Genomic DNA, 24926 nt, shown 5'->3' on the forward strand with positions numbered 1-24926 from the left:
ACATCGCGGGCGGTGGTCGGATCACACTGTTCAGCCATTAGAAGCGCAATGCCCAATCGCGAATATGACGTCGTCATCATCGGAGCCGGCCACAACGGCCTCACCTGCGCGGCCTATCTCGCGATGGCGGGCTTGCGCGTGAAGGTCGTGGAGCGGCGCAAGGTGGTCGGCGGCGCCGCGGTCACGGAAGAATTCTGTCCGGGGTTTCGCAATTCGGTTGCCGCCTACACGGTGAGTTTGCTCAACCCGCAGATTATGTCTGACCTGAAACTCGCCGAGCACGGGTTGAGGATCGTCGAGCGCCGCGCCCAGAATTTCCTGCCCGCGCCCGACGGCAGCTATCTCCTGACCGGCGAAGGCCGCACCCGGGACTCGGTCGCGAAACTCAGCGCGCACGACGCCGACGCGATCGGCGCGTTCTCGGCCGAACTCGAAGCCATCGCGGACGTGCTGCGGCAATTCGTGCTGCGCGCGCCGCCCAACATCGTCGAGGGCTTTGGCCTCGGCGCAATGGGCGAGGCCTTCAACGCGCTCGGCACCGCCAACATCCTGCGGCACCTGTCGCTGGAGCAGCAGCGCGACCTGCTCGACCTGTTCACCCGCTCGGCCGGCGAGATGCTCGACGAGCGCTTCGAAAGCGACCTGGTCAAGGCGCTGTTCGGCTTCGATGCCATCGTCGGCAATTATGCCAGCCCGTATGCGGCGGGCTCGGCCTATGTGATGCTGCACCACGCCTTCGGCGAGGTGAACGGCAAGAAGGGCGTCTGGGGCCACGCCATCGGCGGCATGGGCGCGATCACGCAGGCGATGGCGCACGCGGCAGGCAGCCATGGCGTCGAGATCACCACCGACGCCGGCGTGCGCGAGGTGATCGTCGAGAAGGATCGCGCGGTGGGCGTCATCCTGGACAATGGCGAGACCATCCGCGCCAGATATGTCGTGTCGAACGTCAATCCGAAGCTGCTCTATACCCGGCTGGTGCCGGCGGGCGCGCTGACCGCGGAATTTTCCGCACGCATCGCGCGCTGGCGCAACGGCTCGGGCACGTTCCGAATGAATGTTGCGCTTCAGAGCCTGCCTTCGTTCAGCGCGCTCCCCGGGGCGGGCGATCACCTCACCGCCGGCATCATCATCGCGCCTGATCTCGGCTACATGGACCGCGCCTGGCAGGACGCGCGCGCATTCGGCTGGAGCCGCGCGCCGGTCGTCGAGGTCCTGATCCCCTCGACGCTCGACGACAGCCTGACGCCGCCGGGCCAGCATGTCGCGAGCCTGTTCTGCCAGCACGTCGCGCCGGAGCTGCCCGACGGCAAATCCTGGGACGACCATCGCGAGGCGGTCGCCGACCTCATGATCGCAACCGTCGACCAGTACGCGCCGGGCTTTGCCGCAAGCGTGGTCGGCCGCCAGATCCTGTCGCCGCTCGACCTCGAGCGGCAGTTCGGGCTGCTTGGCGGCGACATCTTCCACGGCGCATTGTCGCTCAACCAGCTGTTCTCGGCGCGGCCGATGCTCGGCCACGCCGACTACCGCGGCCCCCTGAAGGGCCTCTACCATTGCGGCTCCGGCGCCCACCCCGGCGGCGGCGTCACCGGCGCCCCCGGCCACAATGCCGCAAAGGCGATCTTGGCCGACCACCGCGCGCTGTTCGGATAGGCCGCGGGTCGCGCGGCAACCCGGTGGATAGGTCTGTGGAGAGCCGGTGGATCGGCGGTGGACTGACGCCCGTGTCACGGCGGGATGTCCGGTGGAGATCGCTGTGGGCAGGCGGTAGTGTCTCCGCTTAGCGGCAAGCTTAGCAAGGGAGGGTGACGATGGATGATCTTAGGGATAGTTCTGGCCAGCGCGAGCCCAGCGATTTGCAGGGAATTTGCATCCATTGCCAACATCCGATCGGGTATCATCATCATGAGGGCGACAGATGCAGTTGCAAGGATTGCATGTGCCCCGGGTATCAAGGCTATCCGCGTGCGGAAAATTCAAACTGAGACACTACCGGGCAGGCAGTGGAGCACCGGCTGACAACCTCGCCGCACAGGACTGGATAGCCTGTTGGCAAATCTGCGGACAACCTGTGGACATCCATGGGACGACGAACCGCGCCCTTGCCCCCAAAAAGAAAACACCGGGCGCGTGATGCCGCCCGGTGTCCTGAGAACGCCGTCAGGAGTTCGTTACTTGAGCGAACCGCTAATCGAATTGAAGGTTCCACTCAGCGCCGAGCCGACGCCGTTCACCGCCGCGATGATGGCAATTGCGATGCCGGTTGCGATCAGGCCGTATTCGATCGCGGTCGCGCCGGATTCATCGCGCAAAAACTCAACAACAAAAGCCTTCATGACAAAGTCCTGCCCATGGTTTCGATGTTTGATTTCGTAGGGAACTCGGGGTTCCGGTTCCGGAACCAGTAATAATACGGTAAAATCTAAAGTTGTTTAAACGGGTTCCCGTTCCATTTCCGAGAAAATCGAATGAAATCTGAGTTGAATTTGGAGCAAAGACTGCGCTACCGGCAGCCATGACCCCTGCCACCCACCGCGCCAGCCTCACCCTGCCGGATGAATCGACCGCAAAGCGCGCGGTAGAAGCGCTTTCCGAGGCGTTTTACGAGGATCAGGCCGCCTTCGCGGCGTTCGAGCGGCCCGATGGGCGCTGGGACGTCACCGTCCACTTTGCCGAGGCGCCGGACCAAGCGCTGCTGCGCGACCTGATCGGACAAGCTGTGCGACAGGATGTCGCAGCCAGCATGATCTTCGACACCGTGGAGGCGAAGGATTGGGTGAAGGCCAGTCTGCAGGACCTGGTCCCGGTCCCGGCCGGGCGTTTCGTGGTCCATGGCCAGCATGACCGTCCCAAAATCCCGCCGAACAAGCTCGGCATCGAGATCGAGGCGGCACTCGCCTTCGGCACCGGCCATCACGGCACCACCCGCGGCTGCCTGCTGCTGCTCGACCACGTCCTGAAGGCCTATCAGCCGCGCCGCGTGCTCGACCTCGGCACCGGCACTGGCGTGCTGGCGATCGCCGCCGCCAAGGCGCTGCACGGCAAGGTGCTGGCGAGCGACATCGACCCGCCGTCGGTGCGGGTGGCCGCGGAAAATGCCCGATTGAACGAAACGAGCCCGCTGGTGGACGTGATCCGGGCCACCGGCTTTGCCGCGCCGCGCTTCGCCGCCGACGGGCCGTTCGACCTCGTGCTCGCCAACATCCTTGCCAACCCGTTAAGGCAGCTGGCCGGACCGATGGCGCGCCACCTGGCGTCGTCGGCGCAGGTCATCCTCTCCGGCCTGCTGACGCACCAGGCGCCGGCGGTGATCGCCGCCTACCGTGCCCGCGGGCTGGTGCCGCTCAGGCATCTCAAAATTGAAGGCTGGAGCAGCCTGCTGCTGCGCAAGGTGAAATGACTGCCCCCGGCAGACAGTGCGGCGACTGCACGCTCTGCTGCAAGGTGATGGCGATCGAGCAACTGGCAAAGCCCGCCAGCGCGTGGTGCCCGCATTGCAAGCCTGGCCGCGGCTGCCGGATCTACGCCGACCGGCCGGGCGAATGCCGGAGCTTCGCCTGCGTCTGGCTCGTCAACGAGCACCTCGACGAGCACTGGAAGCCGAGCCGATCGAAGCTGGTCCTGACCACATCCGAGGACGGGCTCGAGGTCCGCTGCGATCCCGGCTTTCCCGACGCCTGGCGCAAGGAACCGTTCCGCAGCGAGCTCGGAGAGTGGGCAATGTCCGGAGAGACGCTCGACATGACGCTGGTCGTGATCGTCGGCCAGCGCATGACGTTGGTGACGGCGGAGCGCGAATTCGATCTCGGCATTGTCGGCCCCGACGAGCGGATCGTGCGGGAGCTCGAAGGCGCCAGGGTGATCAATGCGACGGTGGTGAAGGCATCCGAGGTAGAGCGGTAGTTTGAAGCCGCAATTTGCGCGTCGCGCTGCTATTCGGAGGCTGCGGGATCGCGGCTGACGATCGCGACCTTGTCTTCGCCTGCCTTGTCTTCAACGATCTTGCGCCTGATGCGTGCTTCGACGAAGCGGTCCAGCATCTGGACCATGAGGCCGCGCGGCTTTGATTCCGATTGCTCGTGTACGGCGGGCGCGACCGGGCTGCGGCGGCCCGGCGGTAAAATCTTCTCAAACGTGAATGCAGGCATCGTGCATCTCCTCACCGTTGAGTTGAGACACTCCTGGACACTCCCCGTACTTTCGGCCGAACGGTGCGCAGGTGACGCCGTCAGGCCATTCCCAATATGCCACGATTCAAGCATAGATGATGCAGAATTGTGGACATGCCGGCCGCTTTGCGGATTTTGTCCACCGAGCTTAGGCATGATCGGGGCGCGTGGAAAGCGGTTTTCCCTCGCGGCAAGTCTGCGCAAGGATCATGCTGCCATCCGAAGAAAGTGCGAAGGCGATGTTCGAAGCCCATTTCCAGACATTCGAGGAGCCCGAAGGCGGTGTGGCGCTGGCCGCACGCCTGAGCGCCGTCCGCGAGGAGCTGACCCGCCGCAAGCTGACCGGGTTCGTGGTTCCCCGCGCCGACCAGCAGCAGAACGAATATGTCGCGCCCTCCGAGGAGCGGCTGGCCTGGCTGACCGGGTTCACCGGATCGGCCGGGCTCGCGATCGTGCTCGCCAAGGAGGCCGCGGTTTTCGTCGACGGCCGTTACACGCTGCAGGCCGGCAAGCAGGTCGACCGCAAGGCCTGGCAGATCGAGCCGCTGGTCGATCCGCCGCCGGAACACTGGCTGACGCGGCATCTCGAAGCCGGCGACCGGCTCGGCTTCGACCCGTGGCTGCACACGACAGCCGCAGCGGAGCGGCTCGCCGCCGCGTGCGCCAAGGCCGGCGCCGAACTGGTCGCAGTCGAGAGCAACCCGGTGGATGCGATCTGGCACGAACGGCCGGCGCCGCCGCTCGGCCCTGTCAGCGTCCACGGCGCGCAGTTCTCCGGCGAGATCGAGGCGGAGAAGCTGAAGCGCATCCGGCTCGAGATCAACAAGCTCGGCGTCGAGGCGCTGGTGCTCTCCGACAGCCATGCGGTGGCCTGGACCTTCAACATCCGCGGCGCCGACGTCTCGCATACGCCGTTGCCGTTGTCCTATGCGCTGGTGCCGAAGGACGGCCGGCCGGTGGTGTTCATCGATCATCGCAAGCTCTCCAACGCGACGCACGACCATCTCGAGCAATCCGCCGATGTCGAGGAGCCGGCGGCGCTGGCGCAGAGGCTCACCGAACTTGCGAAGCGCGGCGCGTCGATCGCGCTCGACGGCGCCACCGCGGCCGACGCGCTGAGCCGGCTGATCCAGCACGCCGGCGGCAAGCCGGTGCGCGGCAGCGATCCGATCGCACTCTTGAAGGCGGTGAAGAACATCACCGAGATCGAGGGCACCCGGACGGCGCACCAGCGCGACGCGGTGGCGCTGACGCGCTTCCTTGCCTGGGTCGACCGCGAAGCGCCTGCGGGCAAGCTCACCGAGATCGACGCCGTCGAGGCGCTGGAGACCTTCCGCCGCCAGACCGGCGCGCTGAAGGACGTCTCGTTCCCGACCATCTCCGGCACCGGGCCGAACGGCGCCATCGTGCACTACCGCGTCACCCGCAAGAGCAACCGACGGATCGAGCCCGGCGATCTCTTGCTGATCGATTCCGGCGCGCAATATGAGGACGGCACCACCGACGTCACCCGCACCATCGCGATCGGCACGCCCACCGACGAGATGCGCGACCGCTTCACCCGCGTGCTGCGCGGCCATATCGCGATCGCGCGCGCGATCTTCCCCGACGGCACCACCGGTGCGCAGCTCGACACCCTGGCGCGGCAATATCTCTGGCAGGCCGGCGTCGATTTCGAGCACGGCACCGGCCACGGCGTCGGCAGCTATCTCTCGGTCCATGAAGGGCCGGCGCGAATCTCGAAGCTCGGCACCACGCCGCTGAAGCGCGGCATGATCCTGTCCAACGAGCCCGGCTACTACAAGACCGATGCTTTCGGCATCAGGATCGAGAACCTCGAGCTCGTTGTCGGCACCGACATCACCGGTGCCGAGAAGCCGGTCAACGCGTTCGAGACGCTGACATTGGCCCCGATCGACCGCAGGCTGATCGACGTCACCATGCTGAGCCCGGACGAATTGAAGTGGCTCAACGACTACCACGCCCGCGTCGTCAACACGGTGCGCCCGCATCTCGACGACAACGCAACGCGGCTGTGGCTGGATGAGGCGACGGCGGAGTTGAAGTAGTCGGTCGTCGGGCTGCAAGCGACCACACACTCGGTGTCGTCCCTCGCGCATGCGGGGGATCCAGTACGCCGCGGCCCATCGGCTCAACGACATCTGCCTCTGGAATACTGGGTCCCCCGCTTTCGCGGAGGACGACAGCGGGGATTGTTGCGCGAGACGAAATATCCATCGGTGCGCTTCCCGAATTCGCATGGGCGCATGCCGAAACGCACGTATTCCGCCCGACCGGGATCGCTACAGTCGGATTCACACAACGGAAACGGACCTGAATGCACGGCGTGATGGGCAAGCCGCCCGGCATGGCACAAGACAACATCGCGGCATCGAAGGTCATGCTGCTGATGCTCGTCGTGATGACGGGCGTGGCGCCGATCTCGCTCTACATGCTGGTTCCGGCGCTGCCGGTGCTCGCGACCACGTTCGGGCGCGACATCTCGGTCGCGCAGATGACGGTGTCGCTCTATATGGTCGGCATCGCGCTGTCGCAGCTGATCATGGGGCCGCTGTCCGACAAGTTCGGCCGGCGCCCCGTCTTGCTGTCGGGTCTCGGCCTGATGGTGGTGGCGGGGATCGGCTCGGTGTTCGCCGACACCCTGCCGCAGCTGATCGCGGCGCGCTTCTTCCAGGCGCTCGGCGGCGCCAGCGGCATGGTGATCAGCCGCGCCATCATCCGCGATCTCTATCCGCGCGAGCGGGTCGGCGCCATGATCTCACTGGTGGTCGCTGCGCTGATGATCGCGCAGATGGTGAGCCCGCTGACCGGCGGCCTGTTGGATATCGCGTTCGGCTGGCGCGCCATCCTCATCCTGATCACCGCAGCGTCGCTGACGGTCACCGTCTTCATCGCGCTGGCACTGCCCGAAACGCGGCGCGAACGCGCCGACACGCCGAGCTTTCGCGGCGATCTCGGCAGGCTGCTGTCGAACCGCGCCTTCGTCGGCTACATGCTGTGCCAGGTGCTGTCCTCGCAGATCATTTTCGCCTTCGCCGGCGGCGGCCCCTACATCGTCGTCACGCAGATGGGCCGCAGCAGCGCCGAATATGGCGCGTGGTTCGCGACGACGGGATTTGCGTATCTGGTCGGCAATCTGCTCTGCGTCCGCTTCGCGCCGCGGCACTCGCTGGAACGGCTGATCTGGTTCGGCCTCGCTTTGCAGCTCGGCGGCAGCCTGCTGAACCTGGTCTGGAGCCTGACCGGGGTGAACCAGGCGCCGCTCTGGCTGTTCGGTACCCAGATGATCGTGATGGTCGCCAACGCCTTCACGATGGCCAACTCCGCCGCCGGCGCCATCTCGATCCGCCCCGAAGCCGCCGGCACCGCCTCCGGCGCCATGGGTTTCCTGCAGCAGGGCATCGGCGCGCTGATCTCGCAATTCGGCGCCTATCTCGGCGGCCACTCGTCAACGACATTGCCGCTGACCGCGGCAATCTTCGCGATCTCGATCGCCTGCGCCTGCACGATGATCTTCATCGTGCCGCGGCGGAACGTGATCGTGAGCGAGCAGCTGATCGAGCAGGCGGAAGAGGAAGAGACCGGGATCATGTGAGGGGCAGCTCGCGCCTCACTCTCCACTGTCGTCCTCCGCGAAAGCGGGGGACCCAGTACACCGCGGCCTATCCGTATCCTACCGCTGTCTCTGGAATACTGGGTCACCCGCATACGCGGGTGACGACAGTGGAGCACGCGGTAACGGCGCGCTTCACTCCCCGATCAGCTTCAGCCACTCGTCCTCGGTCAGCACGGTGACACCGTGCTTCTGTGCCTCGGCAAGCTTCGAGCCTGCCCCCGGCCCCGCCACCACATAATCGGTCTTCTTCGACACCGAACCGGCCGCCTTGGCGCCCAGCCGCTCGGCCGTGGCCTTGGCCTCGTCGCGGGTCATCTTTTCCAGCGATCCTGTGAACACCACGGTCTTGCCGGCGACCGCCGAATTGCTCTTCGGCTTCTCGGCATCGATGATCTCGTCGAGCTCCTTCGTCAGCCGCTCGACGATGCCGCGATTGTGGCTCTCGCCGAAATAATCCGCGATGCTCTTGATCACGGTGTCGCCGATCTGGTCGAGCGCATCCATCTCGGCGATCGCCTCCTCGTCGCCCTTGGCGACCTTGAGGCAGGCGTCGTGGAAGGCGTCCCAGGAGCCGTAGCCGCGCGCCAGCGCCAGCGCGGTGGTCTCGCCGACATGGCGCATGCCGAGCGCGTAGACGAAGCGCTCCAGCGCGATCCGGCGGCGGCTGTCGATCGAAGCGAACAGGTTGCGCACCGAGGTCTCGCCGTAGCCCTCGATCTCTTCCAGTTTGAGCTTCGCGTTGCGCTTCTTCAGCGTGAAGATATCGGCGGGCTCCTTCACCCAGCCCTCGTCGAAGAAATACTGCAGCTGCTTCACGCCGAGGCCGTCGATGTCGAAGGCGCGGCGGGAGACGAACAGGATCAGGTGCTCGACCTTCTGGAACGGACAGGCGAACTCGCCGCTACAGCGCAGCCGCGAGCCCTCCTCGCCGGTCGCGGTCTCCTCGCGCACGACGTCGGTGTGCAGCGGGCATGGGCACTTCTTCGGGAAGTGGAATTCCTTGGCGCTCTTCGGCCGCTTGTCGATGATGACGTCGACCACCTGCGGGATCACGTCGCCCGCGCGCTGGATCACCACCGTATCGCCGATCCTGATGTCGCGGCCCTCGCGCAACACCTCGCCCTTGTTGCCGATGCCCTTGATGTAGTCCTCATTGTGCAGCGTGACGTTCTGCACGATGACGCCGCCGACGCCGACCGGCTCGAGTTTGCCGACCGGCGTGAACGAGCCGGTGCGCCCGACCTGGATCTCGATGTCGCGCAGCACGGTCATGGCGCGCTCGGCCGGGAATTTGTGCGCGATCGCCCAGCGCGGCGTGCGCGAGACGAAGCCGAGCCGCTCCTGCCAGTCGATGCGGTCGACCTTGTAGACCACGCCGTCGATGTCGTAGTCGAGCTCGGCGCGCTGCTCCTCGATCTCGTGATGGAACGCGATCAGCTCCTCGACCGAGTGGCGCAGTTTGGTCAGCGGATTGGTCTTGAAGCCGCAGCGCTCGAACCAGTGGATCATGCCGCTCTGGGTACCTTCCGGCATCGCGCTCATCTCGCCCCAGGCATAGGCGAAGAAGCCGAGCGGGCGCGAGGCGGTGATGGTCGGGTCCTTCTGCCTGAGCGAGCCGGCGGCCGAATTGCGCGGATTGGCGAAGACGGTGTCGCCGGCCGCCTTCTGCCGCTCGTTCAGCGCCAGGAACGCCTGCTTGGTCATATAGACCTCGCCGCGCACCTCGCAGACCTCTGGGACGTTGCGGCCCTTGAGCTTTTGCGGCACGTCCTCGAGCGTGCGGATGTTGGCGGTGACGTCCTCGCCCTCGGCGCCGTCGCCGCGCGTTGCTGCGGTGACCAGTTCGCCGCCCTCATAGCGCAGCGACATCGAGAGCCCGTCGATCTTCGGCTCGACGGAGAAATCGATCTTGTCGTCCGGCAGCTTCAGGAAGCGCGTGATGCGGCCGACGAAATCGACCACGTCGGCTTCTGCAAACGCATTGTCGAGCGACAGCATCGGCAGTGAATGCCGAACCTTCCTGAAACGCCCCGACGGCGCCGCGCCGACCTTCTGCGACGGCGACTCCGCGGTGACGAATTCCGGAAACCGCTTCTCGATCGCGTTATGGCGCTGCCGCAGCGCGTCGTATTCGGCATCGGTGACATCAGGCGCGTCGTCCTGGTAGTAGCGCTTGTCGTGGCCTTCCAGCTCGAGCGCAAGCCGCGTCAGCTCGACCTTGGCCTGGGCCTTGGTGAGCTTGTCGACGTCGGGGGGAGCAGCTCGTTTTGCTTTAGCCATGGCGCAAATTATAGTTGGTCATTCCGGGACGTCCGAAGGACCGGACCCGGAATCTAGAGGTTTTGGGCACCACTATCATGTCCTACTACGTCTGTATCCTTGCAAGCCGAAAGGACGGGGCGATCTACATTGGCGTAACCAATGATCTCGTGCGCAGAGTCTACGAACACCGAACCAAGGCAGTCCCCAGATTTACGTCCAAGTACAATATCACACGGCTCGTGTGGTTCGAAATCTACGATGATCCGATCTCCGCGATCTCGCGCGAGAAGGTGCTCAAGAAGTGGAAGCGGAGCTGGAAGACTCAGTTGATCGAAGCGACCAATCCGCAGTGGAATGATTTGTACGAGTCGATCTGTGTTTAGGGTCGTCATTCCGGGATGGTCCGAAGGACCAGACCCGGAATCTCGAGATTCCGGGTTCGATGCTGCGCATCGCCCCGGAATGACGGAGAAAAGCTAGCTCGCCGCCCGGAGCAGCCGATCGGCTGCGGCACGCGCCTCCGCGGTGATCTCGGCGCCGGCCAGCATGCGCGCGATCTCCTCGCGGCGGTGGTCGGCGGCGAGTGCGTTGACGCGGGTGGCGACGCGCTTGCCCTTGTCGAGGGCGTCCTTGGAGATCAGGAGATGCTGGCTGGCGCGGGCTGCGACCTGCGGCGCGTGCGTCACCGCCATCACCTGCACCTTGGCGGCAAGACGCGCGAGCCGGGTGCCGATCGCATCCGCCACCGCGCCGCCGACGCCGGTGTCGATCTCGTCGAACACCAGGGTCGGCGCCGAGCCGCGGTCGGCCAGCACGACCTTGAGCGCCAGCAGGAAGCGCGACAGCTCGCCACCGGAGGCGACCTTCATCATCGGCCCCGGCTTGGTACCCGGATTGGTCTGGACCCAGAACTCGACGCGGTCGATGCCCTGCGGGCCCGGCGCGGCCGGGTTGCTCTCGACCTGGGTCATGAACTTGGCGCGCTCGAGCTTGAGCGGCGCGAGTTCGGCATTGACGGCCTTGTTGAGTTTCTCGGCCGCCTTGGTCCGCGCCGCCGACAGTTTTGCGGCAGCCGCGGCGTAGCGCTTGTCGGCTTCATCGGCGGCGGCTTCGAGCTTCTTGAGCTGGTCGGCGCCGGCGTCGATCAGCGCGACGTCTCCGGCATATTGCGCGGCCAATGCGGCCAGCAGATCGACCGGCGTCGAATATTTGCGCGAGGCGGCGCGCAGCGCGAACAGCCGCTCCTCGATGCGCTCGAGCTCGGCCGGATCGAAATCGGTCGCGGCCAGGGCCGCGTGGAGATGCTGGTCGGCCTCTTCAAGCGCGTTGATCGCGATGTCGATCGCTTTCACCGCGGGCTCGATCAGCCCGGGCGCGTTGGCGGCGCGCCGCTCCAGCCGCCGCACCGCGGCCGATAGCGATGCGACCGGTGAATGCGAGCCGCCGATCGCCTCCTGCGCCTCGCGCAGATCGGTCGCGATCTTCTCGCCCTGCATCATGGTGGTGCGGCGGTTGGCGAGTTCGGTCTCCTCGCCCTCCTTCGGGCCCAGCGACTGCAATTCCTGGGAGGCGTGGCGCAGATAGTCGGCCTCGCGCGCGGCGCGTTCCATGCCGGCACGGTGCTCCTCCAGCGCGGTGCCGGCGGTGCGCCTGATATCCCACAGCGCCTGCAGCGCGGCGACCTCCTTGTCGAGCCCGGCGAAGGCATCGAGCAGCTCGCGATGGGTGGCGGCGTCGACCAGCGCACGCTCGTCGTGCTGGCCGTGGATCTCGACCAGCACGGCGCCGACCGCCTTCAGGGTCTGCACGCTGATCGCCTGGTCGTTGATGAAGGCACGGGTGCGGCCGTCGGCGAGCTGGACCCGGCGCAGGATCATTTCGGAAGTCTCTTCAGGACCCGTATCGTCGAGGCCGTTCTCGGCCAGGATCTTCGCCGCCGGATGCCCCTTCGGCACGTCGAAGGTGGCGGTGACCTGCCCCTGCTCCGCGCCGTGACGCACCAGCGTGGCATCGCCACGGCCGCCGAGCGCCAGCGCAAAGGCATCGAGCAGGATCGATTTGCCGGCGCCGGTTTCGCCGGTCAGCACGGCGAGGCCGCGGGAGAATTCGATATCGAGCCGTTCGATCAGGACGATGTCACGGATCGACAGACGCGCCAGCATGCGAGGACAATTCCTAGCCGAGACCCACCTTCTTGAAGGTCCTGCTGATCCAGGAACCCTGATTCTCGCTCGGCTCGAGACCGCCGGACTTTACTAGATTATAGGCGTCCTTGTACCAGCGGCTGTCAGGAAAATTGTGGCCCAGCACGGCGGCGGCGGTCTGCGCCTCGCCCGCGATGCCGATCGCCATATAGGCCTCGGTGAGCCGGTACAGCGCCTCCTCGACATGGCGCGTGGTCTGGTATTGCGTGACCACCGTCTTGAAGCGGTTGATCGCAGCGGTGAAGTCGCGCTTCTCCATGTAGTAGCGGCCGACCGCCATTTCCTTGCCGGCGAGCTGGTCGCGCGCGGCCTGGATCTTGGACTTGGCGGTGGTGGCGTATTCCGAGGTCGGATATTTGCGCACCACCTCTTCCAGCGCCGCGATCGCCTTCTCGGTACGGCCCTGGTCGCGGGAGATGTCCGGGATCTGGTCGAAATGCGAGGCTGCGATCAAATACTGGGCGTAGGACGCGTCGGGGCTGCCGGGATGCAGCGTGACGTAGCGGGTCGCCGATCCGATGCAGCTGTCATAGTCGCCGGCCTGGTAGGAGGCATAGGCCGACATCAAGAGCGACTTGCGCGCCCAATCCGAATAGGGGTGCTGACGGTCGACTTCCTCGAACTTCTTGGTGGCGGACTTCAGGTCCTTCTTCTCGTTCATCATGTACAAGCCCTCATTGTAGAGCTTGTCCGCGGGCTCATCGACGAACGTGTCGTCCTTGGCCATGAACTTGTCCCACAGCGCGCCGGTGCCGCAGCCGGCGAGTGGCATTGCAAGCACGATCATGCCCGCCGCCAAACGCAGCGTGCGCACGGCCTGCTTCAGGCCATGAAAGCCAGACGGTTGGACATCAGAAGATTTGCGTGGTTCGAGCGCCATACGCGTTGCCGACATGAAAATATAAAACCTGACGCCTTTGATGCGGTTAACGGCGGACCCCACTCCATCCATGAACCGCGATCATGGACCTCGATAATTGCCAAGCCATTGGCGCCGTGCAACCGCAGGCCTGTTTAGCCGAAAAACAGACGTTGACCAACCGAATACGCAGCCATTCCGCCCGGAATAAGGCGGCCAGATGTCTGCCACCTTGCTGGGGATATTACGTAAATCGCGACGGATAGCACCGGCTGTGCCGGTCAGGACACGTCCGGGCCATAGGCCGGGGCGATCAGCCCGCCCGCCATACCGACACCAGCCTCGACATGGCCACGGGCCGGGCGCCGCACGGTCTCGGCCTCGACCACCCGCCAGGCGCTACGGTCGGCGAGCAGAGCCTTGAGCACGGCATGGTTGACCTTGTGACCGCCGCGGAGCGAACGATAGACGCCGAGCAGCGGCAGGCCGGCCAGCGCAAGGTCGCCGATCACGTCCAGGACCTTGTGGCGGGCGCACTCGTTGCCGTAGCGCAGGCCCTCGCTGTTGAGCAGGCGGGTCTCGTCGAACACCACCGTGTTGTCGAAATTGGCGCCGAGCGCGAAGCCTGCGCCCCAGAGCCGCGCCACGTCGTTCATGCAGCCGAAGGTACGGGCGCGCGCGACGTCGCGGCGGAAGCCTTCCGGTGAAAGATCGAAGGAGAAGGTCTGGTGGCCGATCACCGGGTTGGTGAAATCGATTTCGACCTCGGCGCGGAACCCGTTGGCAAACGGACGCAGCTCGCCGGTCGAATCGCCGATCTTGACCTGCACCGGCTTCAGCACCTGGATGAAACGGCGCAGCCCCGGCTGCGTGACGATGCCGGCCTGATCAATCGCGGCGACGAACGCCGCGGCGCTGCCGTCCATGATCGGAACTTCGGGTCCGTCGACCTCGATCGTGGCATTATCCACGCCCATGCCGCGCAGCGCAGCCAGCACATGCTCGGCGGTGGAAACCAGCGGTCCTTCGCGGTCGCCCAGCACCGTTGCAAATTCGGTGGCGATCACGGCGTCGGCGGTGGCGGGAATTTCGCGGTCGGCACCGTCGAGACCGGTGCGGACAAAAATAAAACCTGCGTCGACAGGCGCAGGCCCGAGCGTGAGATGAACAGGAAGACCAGAATGTACGCCGACGCCCGTCACGGTGGCTTGCGACCGAAGCGTTGTTTGGCGGCTGAACTTCATTCGATAATGCCCACTACCCGACTTCGCTCAATTCGAGAGGCCAATTTCCCCAAGGCCGACTCGCTTGAGCTCCCCAAGTCACGGCAGACCATAGTCACTGCCCGAGAGCGTACAACTCACGCTTCTTTACCGATTGTTACCCCATCTCCGCCGCATTCACGCCCAAGGTTAACCAAATTACGGCAGCGCTTCGGGGTCTTTCCGAAAGCCGCACTTGACCATGGAAAGTATAATTAATGATTTAATATCAGGCGGTTGCTCACTCGACCGTGACCGCTTCTCCGCCTAAAGACGAAGGCCCCGGCGGTTCTCGCCAGGGCCCTCTTTTTCCGCCAAGGTTGTAACAAACTTCAGTTTGCCTGCCGGCGCAGGAAGGCCGGGATATCAAGATGGTCGTCGCCCTGTGGCGCCGTGGCCACAGGTGCGGGGCGGCCATGAGCGTCCAGACCCTGCGGCGCGGGCCGCTTTGCGTATTCCGACACCGGTGATTCGTTCGCTGCGATCTGCTGCTGAACGCTGCGGGCCGCCTTGCGCTCGGGCAGCGGCGGCATCGCCGGCGCGGCCGGGCTGAAGCCACGGGCCGCGATCGGCGGCTCGGTCTCTTCGTCGCGGCGGCCGAGGCCGACATTGGCGAGGCGCTGCAGCAGCGACAGCCGGGTTTTCTGCGGATGTTCCGCCTCGCCGTCGCCGTGGGCCTGACGAATCTCGGCCTGCGCCGGCATCGGAAGGTCCTCGAACTTCGGCATCCGCGGGGCACGGACCGGCGAACGCTCGGCCGCCTGCGGAATGAAGGTTTCGGGCGGCATCGGCTCATGCTGCTCGACCTTGGCGACGTCGTGATCCGGGAACAGCGACGGCTTCTGGGCGATCGGGCGCACCGTGACGTCGCCATACTGCATCGGCGCCTGGGGCGTTTCCGGAGCAACCGCGGCCGCGATCGCCGCCAGCGCAGCGCGCTCGACAGTATTGGCGGCCGGACGCGGCTGGGGCACTGCCGCGGCGGCGGCCGGCCCGGCAATCGGAGAGACCGTCACGCCGGTCGGCGGTTCCAGCTTCTGGGTGCGTTCGGCCAGACGCTGATTGTCGGCGCGGAGGCGCGCGGTCAGGTCGGCCAGCCGGCTCTCCGGCGAGCCGCCGGTCTGCGGCGCGGCGGGGGTCTGGGAACGGGCGATCAACGCTTGCTCGATGCCGGTCGCGACCACCGAGACGCGGATGACGCCGTCGAGCGATTCGTCGAAGGTGGCGCCGACGATGATGTTGGCGTCGGGATCGACCTCCTCGCGGATGCGGGTCGCGGCCTCGTCGACCTCGAACAAAGTGAGGTCCTTGCCGCCGGTGATCGAGATCAAGAGCCCGCGGGCGCCCTTCATCGAGCTGTCGTCGATCAGCGGGTTGGCGATCGCGGCTTCGGCTGCGGTCAGCGCCCGCTTCTCGCCGGTGGCCTCGCCGGTGCCCATCATCGCCTTGCCCATCTCCCGCATCACGGCGCGGACGTCGGCGAAGTCGAGGTTGATCAGGCCTTCCTTGACCATCAGGTCGGTGATGCAGGCGACGCCCGAATAGAGCACCTGGTCGGCCATCGCGAAGGCGTCGGCGAAGGTGGTCTTCTCGTTGGCGACCCGGAACAGGTTCTGGTTCGGGATGATCAAGAGCGTGTCGACCACCTTGTGGAGCTCGGAAATACCGTGCTCGGCGGTGCGCATGCGGCGGCCGCCCTCGAAGTGGAACGGCTTGGTGACGACGCCGACGGTGAGGATGCCCATGTCGCGGGCGGCCTTGGCGATCACGGGCGCAGCCCCCGTGCCGGTGCCGCCGCCCATGCCGGCGGTGACGAACACCATGTTGGCGCCCGAGAGGTGATCGCGGAGTTCGTCGATGACTTCCTGCGCGGCGGCAGCGCCGACATCGGGCTGCGAACCGGCGCCGAGGCCCTGGGTCACGGCGGTGCCCATCTGGATGATGCGCTGCGCCTTCGACATCGTCAGCGCCTGCGCGTCGGTGTTGGCGACGACGAAGTCGACGCCCTGCAACCCGGCGGTGATCATGTTGTTGACGGCGTTACCACCCGCGCCACCGACGCCGAAGACGGTGATCCGCGGTTTCAGCTCGCTGATGTCAGGGGGGGTCAGATTGAGTGCCATGGTTGCCTCTCTCGATTACGCGCGCGTTGGTTCGCCCCGGCCAACGGCCGCGGGAGCTGGTGAAAATGCTGTAAGCCGGGGTGCGGTCATCAGAAGCCCTCGCGAAGCCATCGTCCGACCTTTCCGAAGTAACCGTCAGTCCCTGTCCTGAGCTGCCGCGTGCGCCGCGGTTCGACATGTTCAAGATGAGCGTATTGCGGATAGACGAGCAGTCCGGTCGGCACCGAGAACGAGGCGCCCTTTGCCTCGTTGGGCAGCCGGCCGAAGCCGAGCGGGCGGCCGATGCGGACCTGGCGGTTGAGGATGCGGGTGGCGAGCTCGACGGTGCCGGTCAGTTGCGAGGCGCCGCCGCTCAGCACGACGCGTGCCCGCGGCTCGGCTGCGAAGGGTGAATCCGCGAGTCGGTCACGGACCATCTCAAAAATCTCCTCGGCGCGATGCCGGACAATATTCGCGATGGTGGCGCGGGACACGATTTGCGGAGTCTCCCGATCGTCGCCTGCGGTCGGAACGGACATCAGCTCGCGCGAGTCCGAGCCGCCGGTCAGCACCGTGCCGTATAAAGTCTTGATTCGCTCGGCATCCGCAATGCATGCGCCGATGCCGCGCGCAAGATCCATCGTGATGTGTTGCCCGCCGAGCGCAAATCCGGATGCGTGCACGAAGCGGCCGCCGGAATAGGTCGCGATCGTGGTCGATCCCGCGCCCATCTCGACGACGGCGGCGCCGAGATCGGCTTCATCGTCGGTGAGCACGGAGAGGCCGGCGACATAGGGGCTCGATGCCATGGCTTCGACGTTGAGATGACAACGTTCGACCACAAGCATCAGATTCTTGGCGACCGTCGCGTCCGACGTCACCACGTTCATGTCGACGCCGAACTGTCGCGCCACCATGCCCTTGGGATCGCGGATGCCCTTGACGCCGTCGAGCGCATAGCCGACGGGGAGCGCATGCAGCACGGTGCGGCCGGCGCCGGCGGCGTGGCGCATGCCGGCCGAGGTGACGCGGCTGATATCGTCTGAGGTGACCGAGCCGCCGTGGATATCGGCAGCCGCTTCAACGAGTTGGCCATGCAGCCGGCCGCCCGACACCGACAGCAGAACGGACTCGACGCGCACCTTGGCCATGCGCTCGGCCAGCGCCACCGCGTGACGCACCGCCTTCTCGCATTCGGCGAGATCGACCACGGAGCCGGCCTTGACGCCGCGCGACTGGATCTGGCTGTAGCCGATCAGCTCGACCGCATGGGTGCGGCCGCGCAGCGCCTCGTTCGGCGGCGACGGCCTCAAGCGCGCGATCATGCAGGCGATCTTGCTGGAGCCGACGTCGAGCGAGGCCACCAGCGCCGTGCGCTTGTGCATCGGTCGGGTCTTGGGGGTCAGGTTGCGATCGAGGCCGGTCATGCGGAATCACCCGGCTTCTTCTTGGACTTCTTGTCCTTGAACAACTCGTCGCGGGCCTTGCCGGCCTCCTCGGACAATTGCACGACCAGGCGATCGGGCAACCGCATGTCGACGGCGACGATGTCACGCGAGAACAGCTTCTCCTCCTTGTCGAGCTTGGAGAGCGCGGCAAGCGCGTTGCCGACGTCGTTCTCCGGCAGGCGGACGTCGAGGCCGTCCTTCAGGCGCAGATTCCAGCGCCGCTCGCCGACATAGATCGCGGCCTTGGTCACCGAACGCACCTGCGGGTAGCGGTCGAGCAGCGCGAGGAAGTCCTGGGCATGGGTCTCGGCCCCCTTCCCCACCACCAGCGGCAGACTGAGGAAGCGGCGCGAGACATAGGGCTCGAGCACCGCGCCATCGGCGGCGATGACGGCGAGACGGCCGTCCTGCTGCCACAATGCGAAGGCGGTGCGCTCGACGATGTCGATCTGCAGCCGGCCCGGATAGAGCTTCAGGATGGTGGCGTCGGCGATCCAGGGATTGGCCTTCAGCCGGTTGCGAACGGTGTCTGCGTCGAGGAACAGCAGCGAGGAGCGGCCGTTGACGCCGCCGATCGCCAGCACTTCGTCCTGGCTCAATTGCTTGCGACCGTTGATGCCGACGGCGGTGATGCGGAAGCCCGCGGCATTGGCGAGCGCGTTACGGGTGTCGCTCAGCGCGGACGTGAATTCGTCGACATGGCCGCCCTTGACGATGCCGAAGCCGGCGCTGCCGAACAGGATCGCGAGCGTCGCGACGACACCGATCCGGCGCGGCAAATATCGCTCGACCATCAGGATGAGGCGGTTCGGCGGCTCGCGGTCGATCACCGGCCGCCTGGCGGGGCGTTGGCGGCGGCGCGCGAAATGGGCGCCGGCATATTCGCGCAACAGCACCACCGCTCCAATAGCGGCTGCTTTCAGGTCAGCTTGGGGCCCCAGCGATCGTACCGATCGAGCGAGGCGTCCTGCACCATCCATTGCACGAGCTCGTCACATGTTGTGCCCGCACAACCCCGCGGGTCCCGACGCAGGAACGTCTCGGCAAATCCGGTGGGATAGAGTGGCCCCCTGTTCCCTGGTTGCGTTCCTCGAAGCGGAAATCCGCGACAGCTCACGCCCCGGCAGCCAAGCGCTACATGCGCCGCCAGCGTTAACCTTCGGCCTTCCTGGTAAACAAACGGTAAACGATACCTACCCGGAGCGTGTTTTGATCAACGCTGTGAGTACTTTGCCGCGAACCCGTTAGCATTTTAGCAACAGCGGCGGGTTCCATGCCCGGGAGGCGCGGGTTCCCGCCGCTACCTCGCCACACGGCGCCGGGCGAGCACGATCTGGTCGTGGAGGAAGTCGGCAAAGCCGATGCCGTGGGCCTTCAGCGCCTTGGGGTAGAGCGATGCCGCCGTCAGCCCGGGCAGCGTGTTGGTCTCGAGGTAGACTGGACCTTTCGCCGACACGATGAAATCGCTGCGCGAATAGCCGGCGCAGGACAATGCGCGGTGCGCCTTCAGTGCGTGATCCATGATCGCGGCCGAGACCTCGGGCGCGAAGCGACCGGGGCAGATCTCCTGGGTCGACTTCAGCAGGTATTTGGCCGTGTAGTCGAAGCCGCCATCCGCCGGCACGATCTCGATCGGCGGCAGCGCGAATACCGCGCCGTCGGATTGCTCGAGCACGCCGCAGGTTGCCTCCACGCCGGAGACGAACGGCTCGACCAGATACTCTTCCTGCTCGGCCGCATTGCGAACCGCGACCAGATCCTGCTTCGCATTGACAAAGATCAGGCCGTAGCTCGAACCGTCCTTCGCGGGCTTTGCGATCAGCCTGCCGTATTCGGCAAACGCCTGCTCGATCTGTTCGACGGCGATGCCCTGCGGCGCGTTCACGCCGGCGATCGCCGCAAAGCGCTTCGCCGCCGGCTTGTCGAAGGCGAGATGCGACGACGCCGAGCCGGAGCCGGTGAACGCGACGCCGCGCAGTTCGCACATCGCCTGCAACTCGCCATTCTCGGCACAGCCACCATGCAGGCCGAGGACCAGCACGCGCTGCTCGGCGCCTGCCTTGTCCAGCGCGGCACCGAGCGCGACGCCGCGATCGCCGGGCTTGAAATCGACCTCGAAGGGACGCGCGTGATTGAGCAGCTGCGCGGAGGTCACGGCGTGCACAGTATCGTCGACGTCCCAGAACCAGAGATCGGCCCCGGGTAGCGCGCGGTGCAGCGCCTGCGCGCTTGCCACCGAGACCAGGCGCTCCTTGCTGGCGCCGCCGAACAGAATCGTGGTCTGCATCAGTTCTATCCTGTCATTCCGGGATGGTCCGAAGGACCAGACCCGGAATCTCGTTTCATCACCTCTGGATTCCGGGTTCGCGCTGCGCGCGCCCCGGAATGACGACTAGCCCGGAATCCCGATCCGCTTGATTTCCCAGTGTAGCTCGATTCCGGAATTGTGCTTCACGCGTTCGCGGACCGTCTCGCCCAACGCCTCGATGTCATGCCCGGTGGCGTTGCCGGTATTGATCAGGAAATTGCAGTGCAGCTCCGAGACCTGCGCGCCGCCGAGCTTGAGGCCGCGGCAACCGGCAGCGTCGATCAGCTTCCAGGCACTGTGGCCCGGCGGGTTCTTGAAGGTCGAGCCGCCGGTCTTCTCGCGGATCGGCTGTGCGGTCTCGCGATGGGCTTGCACCTCGTTCATGCGGATGCGGATTGCTTCCGCATCGGTGATGCTGCCGCGGAAGCGCGCCGAGGTGAAGATGATGGAGGGATCGACGCCGCTGCTGCGGTAGACGAACTTCATGTCGGCATTGGTGAAGTTGTGCTTGGCGCCGTCGCGGCCGATGCCGGTCGCCTCCACCAGCACATCCTTGGTCTCGCCGCCGTTGGCGCCAGCATTCATCCGCAGCGCACCGCCGACCGTGCCGGGAATGCCGAACAGGAATTCCATGCCGCCGATATTGGCGCCCGCTGCCGTCTCCGCCACGCGCTTGTCGAGCGCTGCGGCGCCGGCGGTGACGATATCATCGGCCGCGCTGGTCTCGCCGAACGCCCGCGGCGCCAGCCGGATCACCACCCCCGGCAGGCCGCCATCGCGCACGATCAGGTTGGAGCCGACACCGACGACATAGACCGGCCACTCCTGCGGCAGGTGCTTGAGGAAGTATGCGAGATCATCCTCATCCGCCGGCGTGAACAAAACCTGCGCCGGCCCGCCGACCCGAAACCAGGTCAGCTCCGAAAGCCGCTGATTGGCCAGCAACCGCCCGCGCAGCTCCGGCATCGCGGCTTTCAGATCAGGCGTGATGTCGGGGAAGGTCATGCCAACTCACCCAGTCCGTCATGGCCGGGCTTGTCCCGGCCATCCACGTCTTGCAATATCTCCGCATGGCAGGTGGGTACGTCTATTTTCTGACCAACCGTCCGAACGGCATCCTGTATGTCGGAGTGACGAGCGATCTTGTCCGCCGAATATTCGAGCATCGGTCCGGATTCGTTGATGGCTTCACCAAGCGGTATGGTTTGAAGCGGCTGGTCTACTTTGAGCAGTTTGACGACATTCGCGATGCCATTCAGCGCGAACACAACATCAAGCATTGGCCGCGCGCATGGAAGGTCCGCAAGATTGTCGTGGCGAACCCGAATTGGGACGATCTCTTCGACACCATCACACAGTAAAGACGTGGATGGCCGGGACAAGCCCGGCCATGACGAGGAGAGAGACCGCACGGCCATCACCCCAGCGCCTTCAATTCGTCCGGCAGCGCGTAGGCCCATTGCGTGATGTTGCCGGCGCCGAGGCAGACGACGAGGTCGCCGGGCTTTGCAATGCCGTGCACGATGTTCGCGAGCTTGCTCGTGTCAGGCAGCGGGATGACGTTGCGATGGCCGTGGGCGCGCAGGCCGGCGGCGAAATGGTCGCGGTCGATGCCCGGGATCGGCGGCTCGCCGGCGGCATACACCTCCGCGACCACGACGGCATCGGCGTCGTTGAAGCAGGTGCAGAATTCCTCGAACAGCGATTGCAGGCGGGTGAAGCGATGCGGCTGCACCACGGCGATGATCTTGCCGTTGACGGATTCCCGCGCCGCCTTCAGCACGGCTGCGATCTCCACCGGGTGATGGCCGTAATCGTCGATCACGGTGACGCCGTTCCACTCGCCCGTCTTGGTGAAGCGCCGCTTGACGCCACCGAAGCCCGCCATCGCCTGGCGGATCACGTCGTCGGACACGCCGAGCTGATGCGCAACCGCGATCGCCGCCGTTGCGTTGGACGCGTTGTGACGGCCCGGCATCGGCAGCGTGATGTCGGCAATCTCGTGCACTGCGCCGCTGTTGCGATCGCGAATTGCGACGGTGAATTTGGAGCCGCCGCCCATCGGCGTCAGCTCCTTGAGCTGCGCGTCGGCCTGCGGGTTCTGGCCGTAGGTGATGATGCGGCGATCCTCGACCTTGCCGACCAGGCTCTGCACCACCGGATGATCGATGCACATCACGGCAAAACCGTAGAACGGCACGTTCTCGACAAAGCTGCGGAAGGCGTCCTGGATCGCCTCGAACGTCTTGAAGTGATCGAGATGCTCGGGATCGATATTGGTGACGATGACGACGTCGGACGGCAGTTTCAGGAAAGTGCCGTCGCTCTCGTCGGCCTCGACCACCATCCAGTCGCCCGCCCCGAGCCGCGCATTGGAGCCATAGGCATTGATGATGCCGCCATTGATCACGGTCGGATCGAGCCCGCCGGCGTCGAGCAAGGTCGCCACCATCGTCGTCGTGGTGGTCTTGCCGTGGGTGCCGGCGATCGCGACGCAGCTCTTCAGCCGCATCAATTCCGCCAGCATCTCGGCGCGCCGCACCACCGGAAGGCGCCGCGCGCGCGCCGCCATCAGTTCGGGATTGTCGCGCTTGATCGCGGTCGAGACCACGACGACATCGGCGCCGTCGACATTCTCGGCCTTGTGGCCGACCGAGACCTTGGCGCCCTTCTTGCGCAGCCGATCGAGGTTGTAATTGTCCGAGGCGTCCGAGCCCTGCACGGTGTAGCCGAGATTGAGCAGCACCTCGGCAATGCCGCTCATGCCGATGCCGCCGATCCCGACGAAATGAATGGGCCCGATCTCGCGCGGCAGTCTCATGCTCGTCGTTCCTTTTGGAGCGCTTCAATCACTGTTTGGCGCAATGACAGCAAGAATCGCATAGTGCTCGATGCTTCCGTATGGTCGTGGACTTCCCAGAAGACTTTCCAACGAAAAGGGCTGAAGGCATACCTGATCTATAACCGATTGGGATAAGTCAATCGGATAAAAACCCTCCATAAGGTGTTTGAAAGTTCCAGAGCTATTGCAATCAAGCCCGATCTCTTGCAGCTGCGATCTATATTTCATCAAGTCGGAAAGACGCGGCAGATCCCATCCAAGCTGGGTGTTGTAATGAGAAATCGCGATTTCAATGCACTTGAACTCCACCTCAGGCCTGAGCAAGACGCGTCGGCCAACAAATCGCTGCTGCCTGCATGCATGCCCCGCGGCTTGGTGATTGAGGAGACACCATGGATGGTCCGCGGCCAACACGGGGATCATATCCGTGAAAGCAACGAACGCGGCTACGCGCATTCGCTGAATGATCTCCGCGTGCGACGAAATTCCTTCGACATTGCCTAGCCAATCTGACACAGGCGCGGCTCCTGTATCTGTCCATTGGATTGCGGCTCCGGCTTTTCGATGCTCTGACAGTACGAACGGATTGTCCGGAAGCCCCATCGACCTCAATGAAATCATCCGGTTGTCATAGGAATGGAAGCCGCGAAGCGGTCCAAGGATGGTTTCAATCTCGGTAGCGTTGACCGTCATGCACCTCTTTTACAACCCCGCCACTTTCGCCACCAGATCGGCGAGCCGTTCCGCGGCGTCGAGCCGGCCGACGCCGCGCGCGGCCTCCGCCATCGTGGTCAGCTTCGAAGGTTCTGCCGCAAAGGCGGTGATGTCGGCCGCCAGACGCTCGGGCGTAAAATCGTTCTGCTTGATGCGCAGCGCGCCGCCGGCGTCCGACAGCACGCCGGCATTGGCGAACTGGTCCTGATCGATCGCGCCCGGCAACGGCACCAGGATCGAGGGCCGGCCGATCGCGCCGAGCTCGGCGACGGTGCCGGCGCCGGAGCGCGAGATCACGAGCTGGCTCGATGCCAGCCGGGCCGGCAGATCGGCGAAGAACGGCGCGAGCTCGGCATTGATCTTGAGCCTGTCGTACACGGCGCGGACCCGTGTCATGTCCTCTTCGCGCACCTGCTGGGTGACGATCAGGCGGCTCCATAGCGCAGGCGCAAGCTTCTCGATCGCCGGCGGCACGATGTCGCTCATCACCCGCGCGCCCTGGCTGCCGCCGACGACGAGCAGGCGCAGCGGGCCGTCCGGTTCGGGCGAGGTATATTTCACCGCCGCCGCCGCAAGGATCGCCGGACGCATCGGCGTGCCGACGGTGGTGGCCTTGCCGGCGAGTGCGGGATCGCGATCCAGCACGCCCGGCAGCGAGGTCGCGATCGCGTCGACGCGGCCGGAGAGGAAGCGGTTGGCGCGGCCGAGCACCGCATTGGCATCATGGATGATGCCGGGGACGCCGAGCAGGCGGGCCGCCACCAGCGGCGGCAGGGTCGGATAGCCGCCGAAGCCGACCACGGCCGATGGCTTCAGCCGGCGCACCGCATTGGCGGCAACCAGCGTGCCGTAGCCGAGCATCAACACGGTCCGTGCCAGCGAGAACGGATTGCGGCTGCGCACGGTCGCGCTCGGCACCAGGTCGATGTCGTCCCGGCCGAACAGGCCGGAGTAGCGCAACGCGCGACCGTCGGTCGCAAGCCGCACGCGCAGGCCGCGCCGGAGCAATTCCACGGCGAGCGCTTCCGCCGGGAACAGATGGCCGCCGGTGCCGCCGGCGGCCAGCAGAATCAAGGGCGCTTTGTCCATCGCTTCCAAGTACATGGCATCCAGATA

The 24926-nt window shown here is 65.5% G+C and carries 21 protein-coding genes and 1 pseudogene; 7 read left to right on the forward strand and 15 right to left on the reverse strand.

Going from position 1 to position 24926, the window contains the following annotated elements; all coding sequences use genetic code 11:
* Window positions 1–48: 48 nt before the first annotated feature.
* Window positions 49–1656: a phytoene desaturase family protein gene (locus IC762_RS26655; protein WP_195785154.1), complete on the forward strand. Its 1608-nt coding sequence runs from the start codon at window positions 49–51 to the stop codon at window positions 1654–1656.
* Between the two features lie 518 nt (window positions 1657–2174).
* Here IC762_RS26655 and IC762_RS26660 read toward each other — a convergent pair.
* Window positions 2175–2339 carry a Flp family type IVb pilin gene (locus tag IC762_RS26660; RefSeq protein WP_195785155.1) on the reverse strand — a complete coding sequence of 55 codons (165 nt, stop codon included), beginning with the start codon at window positions 2337–2339 and terminating at the stop codon, window positions 2175–2177.
* A 179-nt stretch (window positions 2340–2518) separates the two neighbouring features.
* On the opposite strand from IC762_RS26660, the gene IC762_RS26665 reads away from it, so the two are divergent.
* Window positions 2519–3403 (forward strand): 50S ribosomal protein L11 methyltransferase, encoded by an 885-nt coding sequence (locus tag IC762_RS26665; RefSeq protein WP_195785156.1) that lies wholly within the window; start codon window positions 2519–2521, stop codon window positions 3401–3403.
* Window positions 3400–3906 (forward strand): hypothetical protein, encoded by a 507-nt coding sequence (locus tag IC762_RS26670; RefSeq protein ID WP_195785157.1) that lies wholly within the window; start codon window positions 3400–3402, stop codon window positions 3904–3906. The genes IC762_RS26665 and IC762_RS26670 overlap by 4 nt, the downstream gene beginning before the upstream one ends.
* A 29-nt stretch (window positions 3907–3935) precedes the next feature.
* On the opposite strand, the gene IC762_RS26675 is transcribed toward IC762_RS26670, so the two are convergent.
* A complete protein-coding gene (locus IC762_RS26675; protein WP_195785158.1) occupies window positions 3936–4151 on the reverse strand; it encodes a hypothetical protein in 216 nt (71 codons plus the stop codon).
* 260 nt (window positions 4152–4411) lie between these two features.
* Between IC762_RS26675 and IC762_RS26680 the strand changes: the two genes are divergently transcribed.
* Both IC762_RS26680 and IC762_RS26685 read left to right on the forward strand, forming a co-directional pair.
* Window positions 4412–6241: an aminopeptidase P family protein gene (locus IC762_RS26680; RefSeq protein WP_195790304.1), complete on the forward strand. Its 1830-nt coding sequence runs from the start codon at window positions 4412–4414 to the stop codon at window positions 6239–6241.
* A gap of 269 nt (window positions 6242–6510) precedes the next feature.
* Window positions 6511–7788 (forward strand): multidrug effflux MFS transporter, encoded by a 1278-nt coding sequence (locus IC762_RS26685; protein ID WP_195785159.1) that lies wholly within the window; start codon window positions 6511–6513, stop codon window positions 7786–7788.
* Between the two features lie 153 nt (window positions 7789–7941).
* Here IC762_RS26685 and ligA read toward each other — a convergent pair whose 3' ends face one another.
* Complete coding sequence (ligA, locus tag IC762_RS26690; RefSeq protein ID WP_195785160.1) at window positions 7942–10089, reverse strand: NAD-dependent DNA ligase LigA; 2148 nt, start codon at window positions 10087–10089, stop codon at window positions 7942–7944.
* A 77-nt stretch (window positions 10090–10166) separates the two neighbouring features.
* On the opposite strand from ligA, the gene IC762_RS26695 reads away from it, so the two are divergent.
* Window positions 10167–10454: a GIY-YIG nuclease family protein gene (locus IC762_RS26695; protein WP_195785161.1), complete on the forward strand. Its 288-nt coding sequence runs from the start codon at window positions 10167–10169 to the stop codon at window positions 10452–10454.
* A 93-nt stretch (window positions 10455–10547) separates the two neighbouring features.
* Here IC762_RS26695 and recN read toward each other — a convergent pair whose 3' ends face one another.
* The 9 genes and pseudogenes from recN to murB all read right to left on the reverse strand — a co-directional run bounded on the left by recN (window position 10548) and on the right by murB (window position 21259).
* Window positions 10548–12233 (reverse strand): DNA repair protein RecN, encoded by a 1686-nt coding sequence (gene recN, locus IC762_RS26700; RefSeq protein ID WP_195785162.1) that lies wholly within the window; start codon window positions 12231–12233, stop codon window positions 10548–10550.
* Window positions 12234–12246: 13 nt separating this feature from the next.
* Window positions 12247–13062 carry an outer membrane protein assembly factor BamD gene (locus IC762_RS26705; protein WP_246801265.1) on the reverse strand — a complete coding sequence of 272 codons (816 nt, stop codon included), beginning with the start codon at window positions 13060–13062 and terminating at the stop codon, window positions 12247–12249.
* 353 nt (window positions 13063–13415) lie between these two features.
* The gene (lpxC, locus tag IC762_RS26710; RefSeq protein ID WP_195785164.1) at window positions 13416–14378 is read right to left on the reverse strand and encodes a UDP-3-O-acyl-N-acetylglucosamine deacetylase; all 963 of its coding nucleotides are present in this window, start codon (window positions 14376–14378) and stop codon (window positions 13416–13418) included.
* 350 nt (window positions 14379–14728) lie between these two features.
* Window positions 14729–16519, reverse strand: coding sequence for a cell division protein FtsZ (gene ftsZ, locus IC762_RS26715; protein ID WP_195785165.1), 1791 nt, complete (start codon window positions 16517–16519; stop codon window positions 14729–14731).
* A gap of 89 nt (window positions 16520–16608) precedes the next feature.
* Window positions 16609–17925: a cell division protein FtsA gene (ftsA, locus tag IC762_RS26720; RefSeq protein ID WP_195785166.1), complete on the reverse strand. Its 1317-nt coding sequence runs from the start codon at window positions 17923–17925 to the stop codon at window positions 16609–16611.
* Window positions 17922–18926, reverse strand: a complete 1005-nt coding sequence (locus tag IC762_RS26725; RefSeq protein ID WP_195785167.1) for a cell division protein FtsQ/DivIB — start codon at window positions 18924–18926, stop codon at window positions 17922–17924. Before IC762_RS26725 ends, ftsA begins: the two co-directional genes overlap by 4 nt.
* A pseudogene (locus IC762_RS35360) lies at window positions 18866–19159 on the reverse strand (D-alanine--D-alanine ligase); the annotation flags it as partial. The gene IC762_RS26725 and the pseudogene IC762_RS35360, both read right to left, overlap by 61 nt.
* Window positions 19160–19246: 87 nt before the next feature.
* Entirely contained in the window at window positions 19247–20233 is a 987-nt protein-coding gene (locus IC762_RS26730) for a D-alanine--D-alanine ligase family protein (protein WP_195785168.1), read from the reverse strand.
* Window positions 20234–20338: 105 nt separating this feature from the next.
* Window positions 20339–21259 (reverse strand): UDP-N-acetylmuramate dehydrogenase, encoded by a 921-nt coding sequence (gene murB / locus IC762_RS26735; protein WP_195785169.1) that lies wholly within the window; start codon window positions 21257–21259, stop codon window positions 20339–20341.
* Window positions 21260–21279: 20 nt separating this feature from the next.
* Between murB and IC762_RS26740 the strand changes: the two genes are divergently transcribed.
* A complete protein-coding gene (locus IC762_RS26740; protein ID WP_195785170.1) occupies window positions 21280–21615 on the forward strand; it encodes a GIY-YIG nuclease family protein in 336 nt (111 codons plus the stop codon).
* Between the two features lie 56 nt (window positions 21616–21671).
* On the opposite strand, the gene murC is transcribed toward IC762_RS26740, so the two are convergent.
* Genes murC through murG form a run of 3 tightly spaced genes read right to left on the reverse strand, consistent with a single transcriptional unit; the run spans window position 21672 to window position 24899 of the window.
* Window positions 21672–23075, reverse strand: coding sequence for a UDP-N-acetylmuramate--L-alanine ligase (gene murC, locus IC762_RS26745; RefSeq protein ID WP_195785171.1), 1404 nt, complete (start codon window positions 23073–23075; stop codon window positions 21672–21674).
* A gap of 24 nt (window positions 23076–23099) precedes the next feature.
* Window positions 23100–23789, reverse strand: a complete 690-nt coding sequence (locus IC762_RS26750) for a hypothetical protein (protein WP_195785172.1) — start codon at window positions 23787–23789, stop codon at window positions 23100–23102.
* 9 nt (window positions 23790–23798) lie between these two features.
* Window positions 23799–24899 (reverse strand): undecaprenyldiphospho-muramoylpentapeptide beta-N-acetylglucosaminyltransferase, encoded by a 1101-nt coding sequence (gene murG, locus IC762_RS26755; protein WP_195785173.1) that lies wholly within the window; start codon window positions 24897–24899, stop codon window positions 23799–23801.
* Between the last annotated feature and the right edge of the window lie 27 nt (window positions 24900–24926).

The sequence above is a fragment of the Bradyrhizobium genosp. L genome (genome assembly GCF_015624485.1).
Lineage (GTDB): Bacteria > Pseudomonadota > Alphaproteobacteria > Rhizobiales > Xanthobacteraceae > Bradyrhizobium.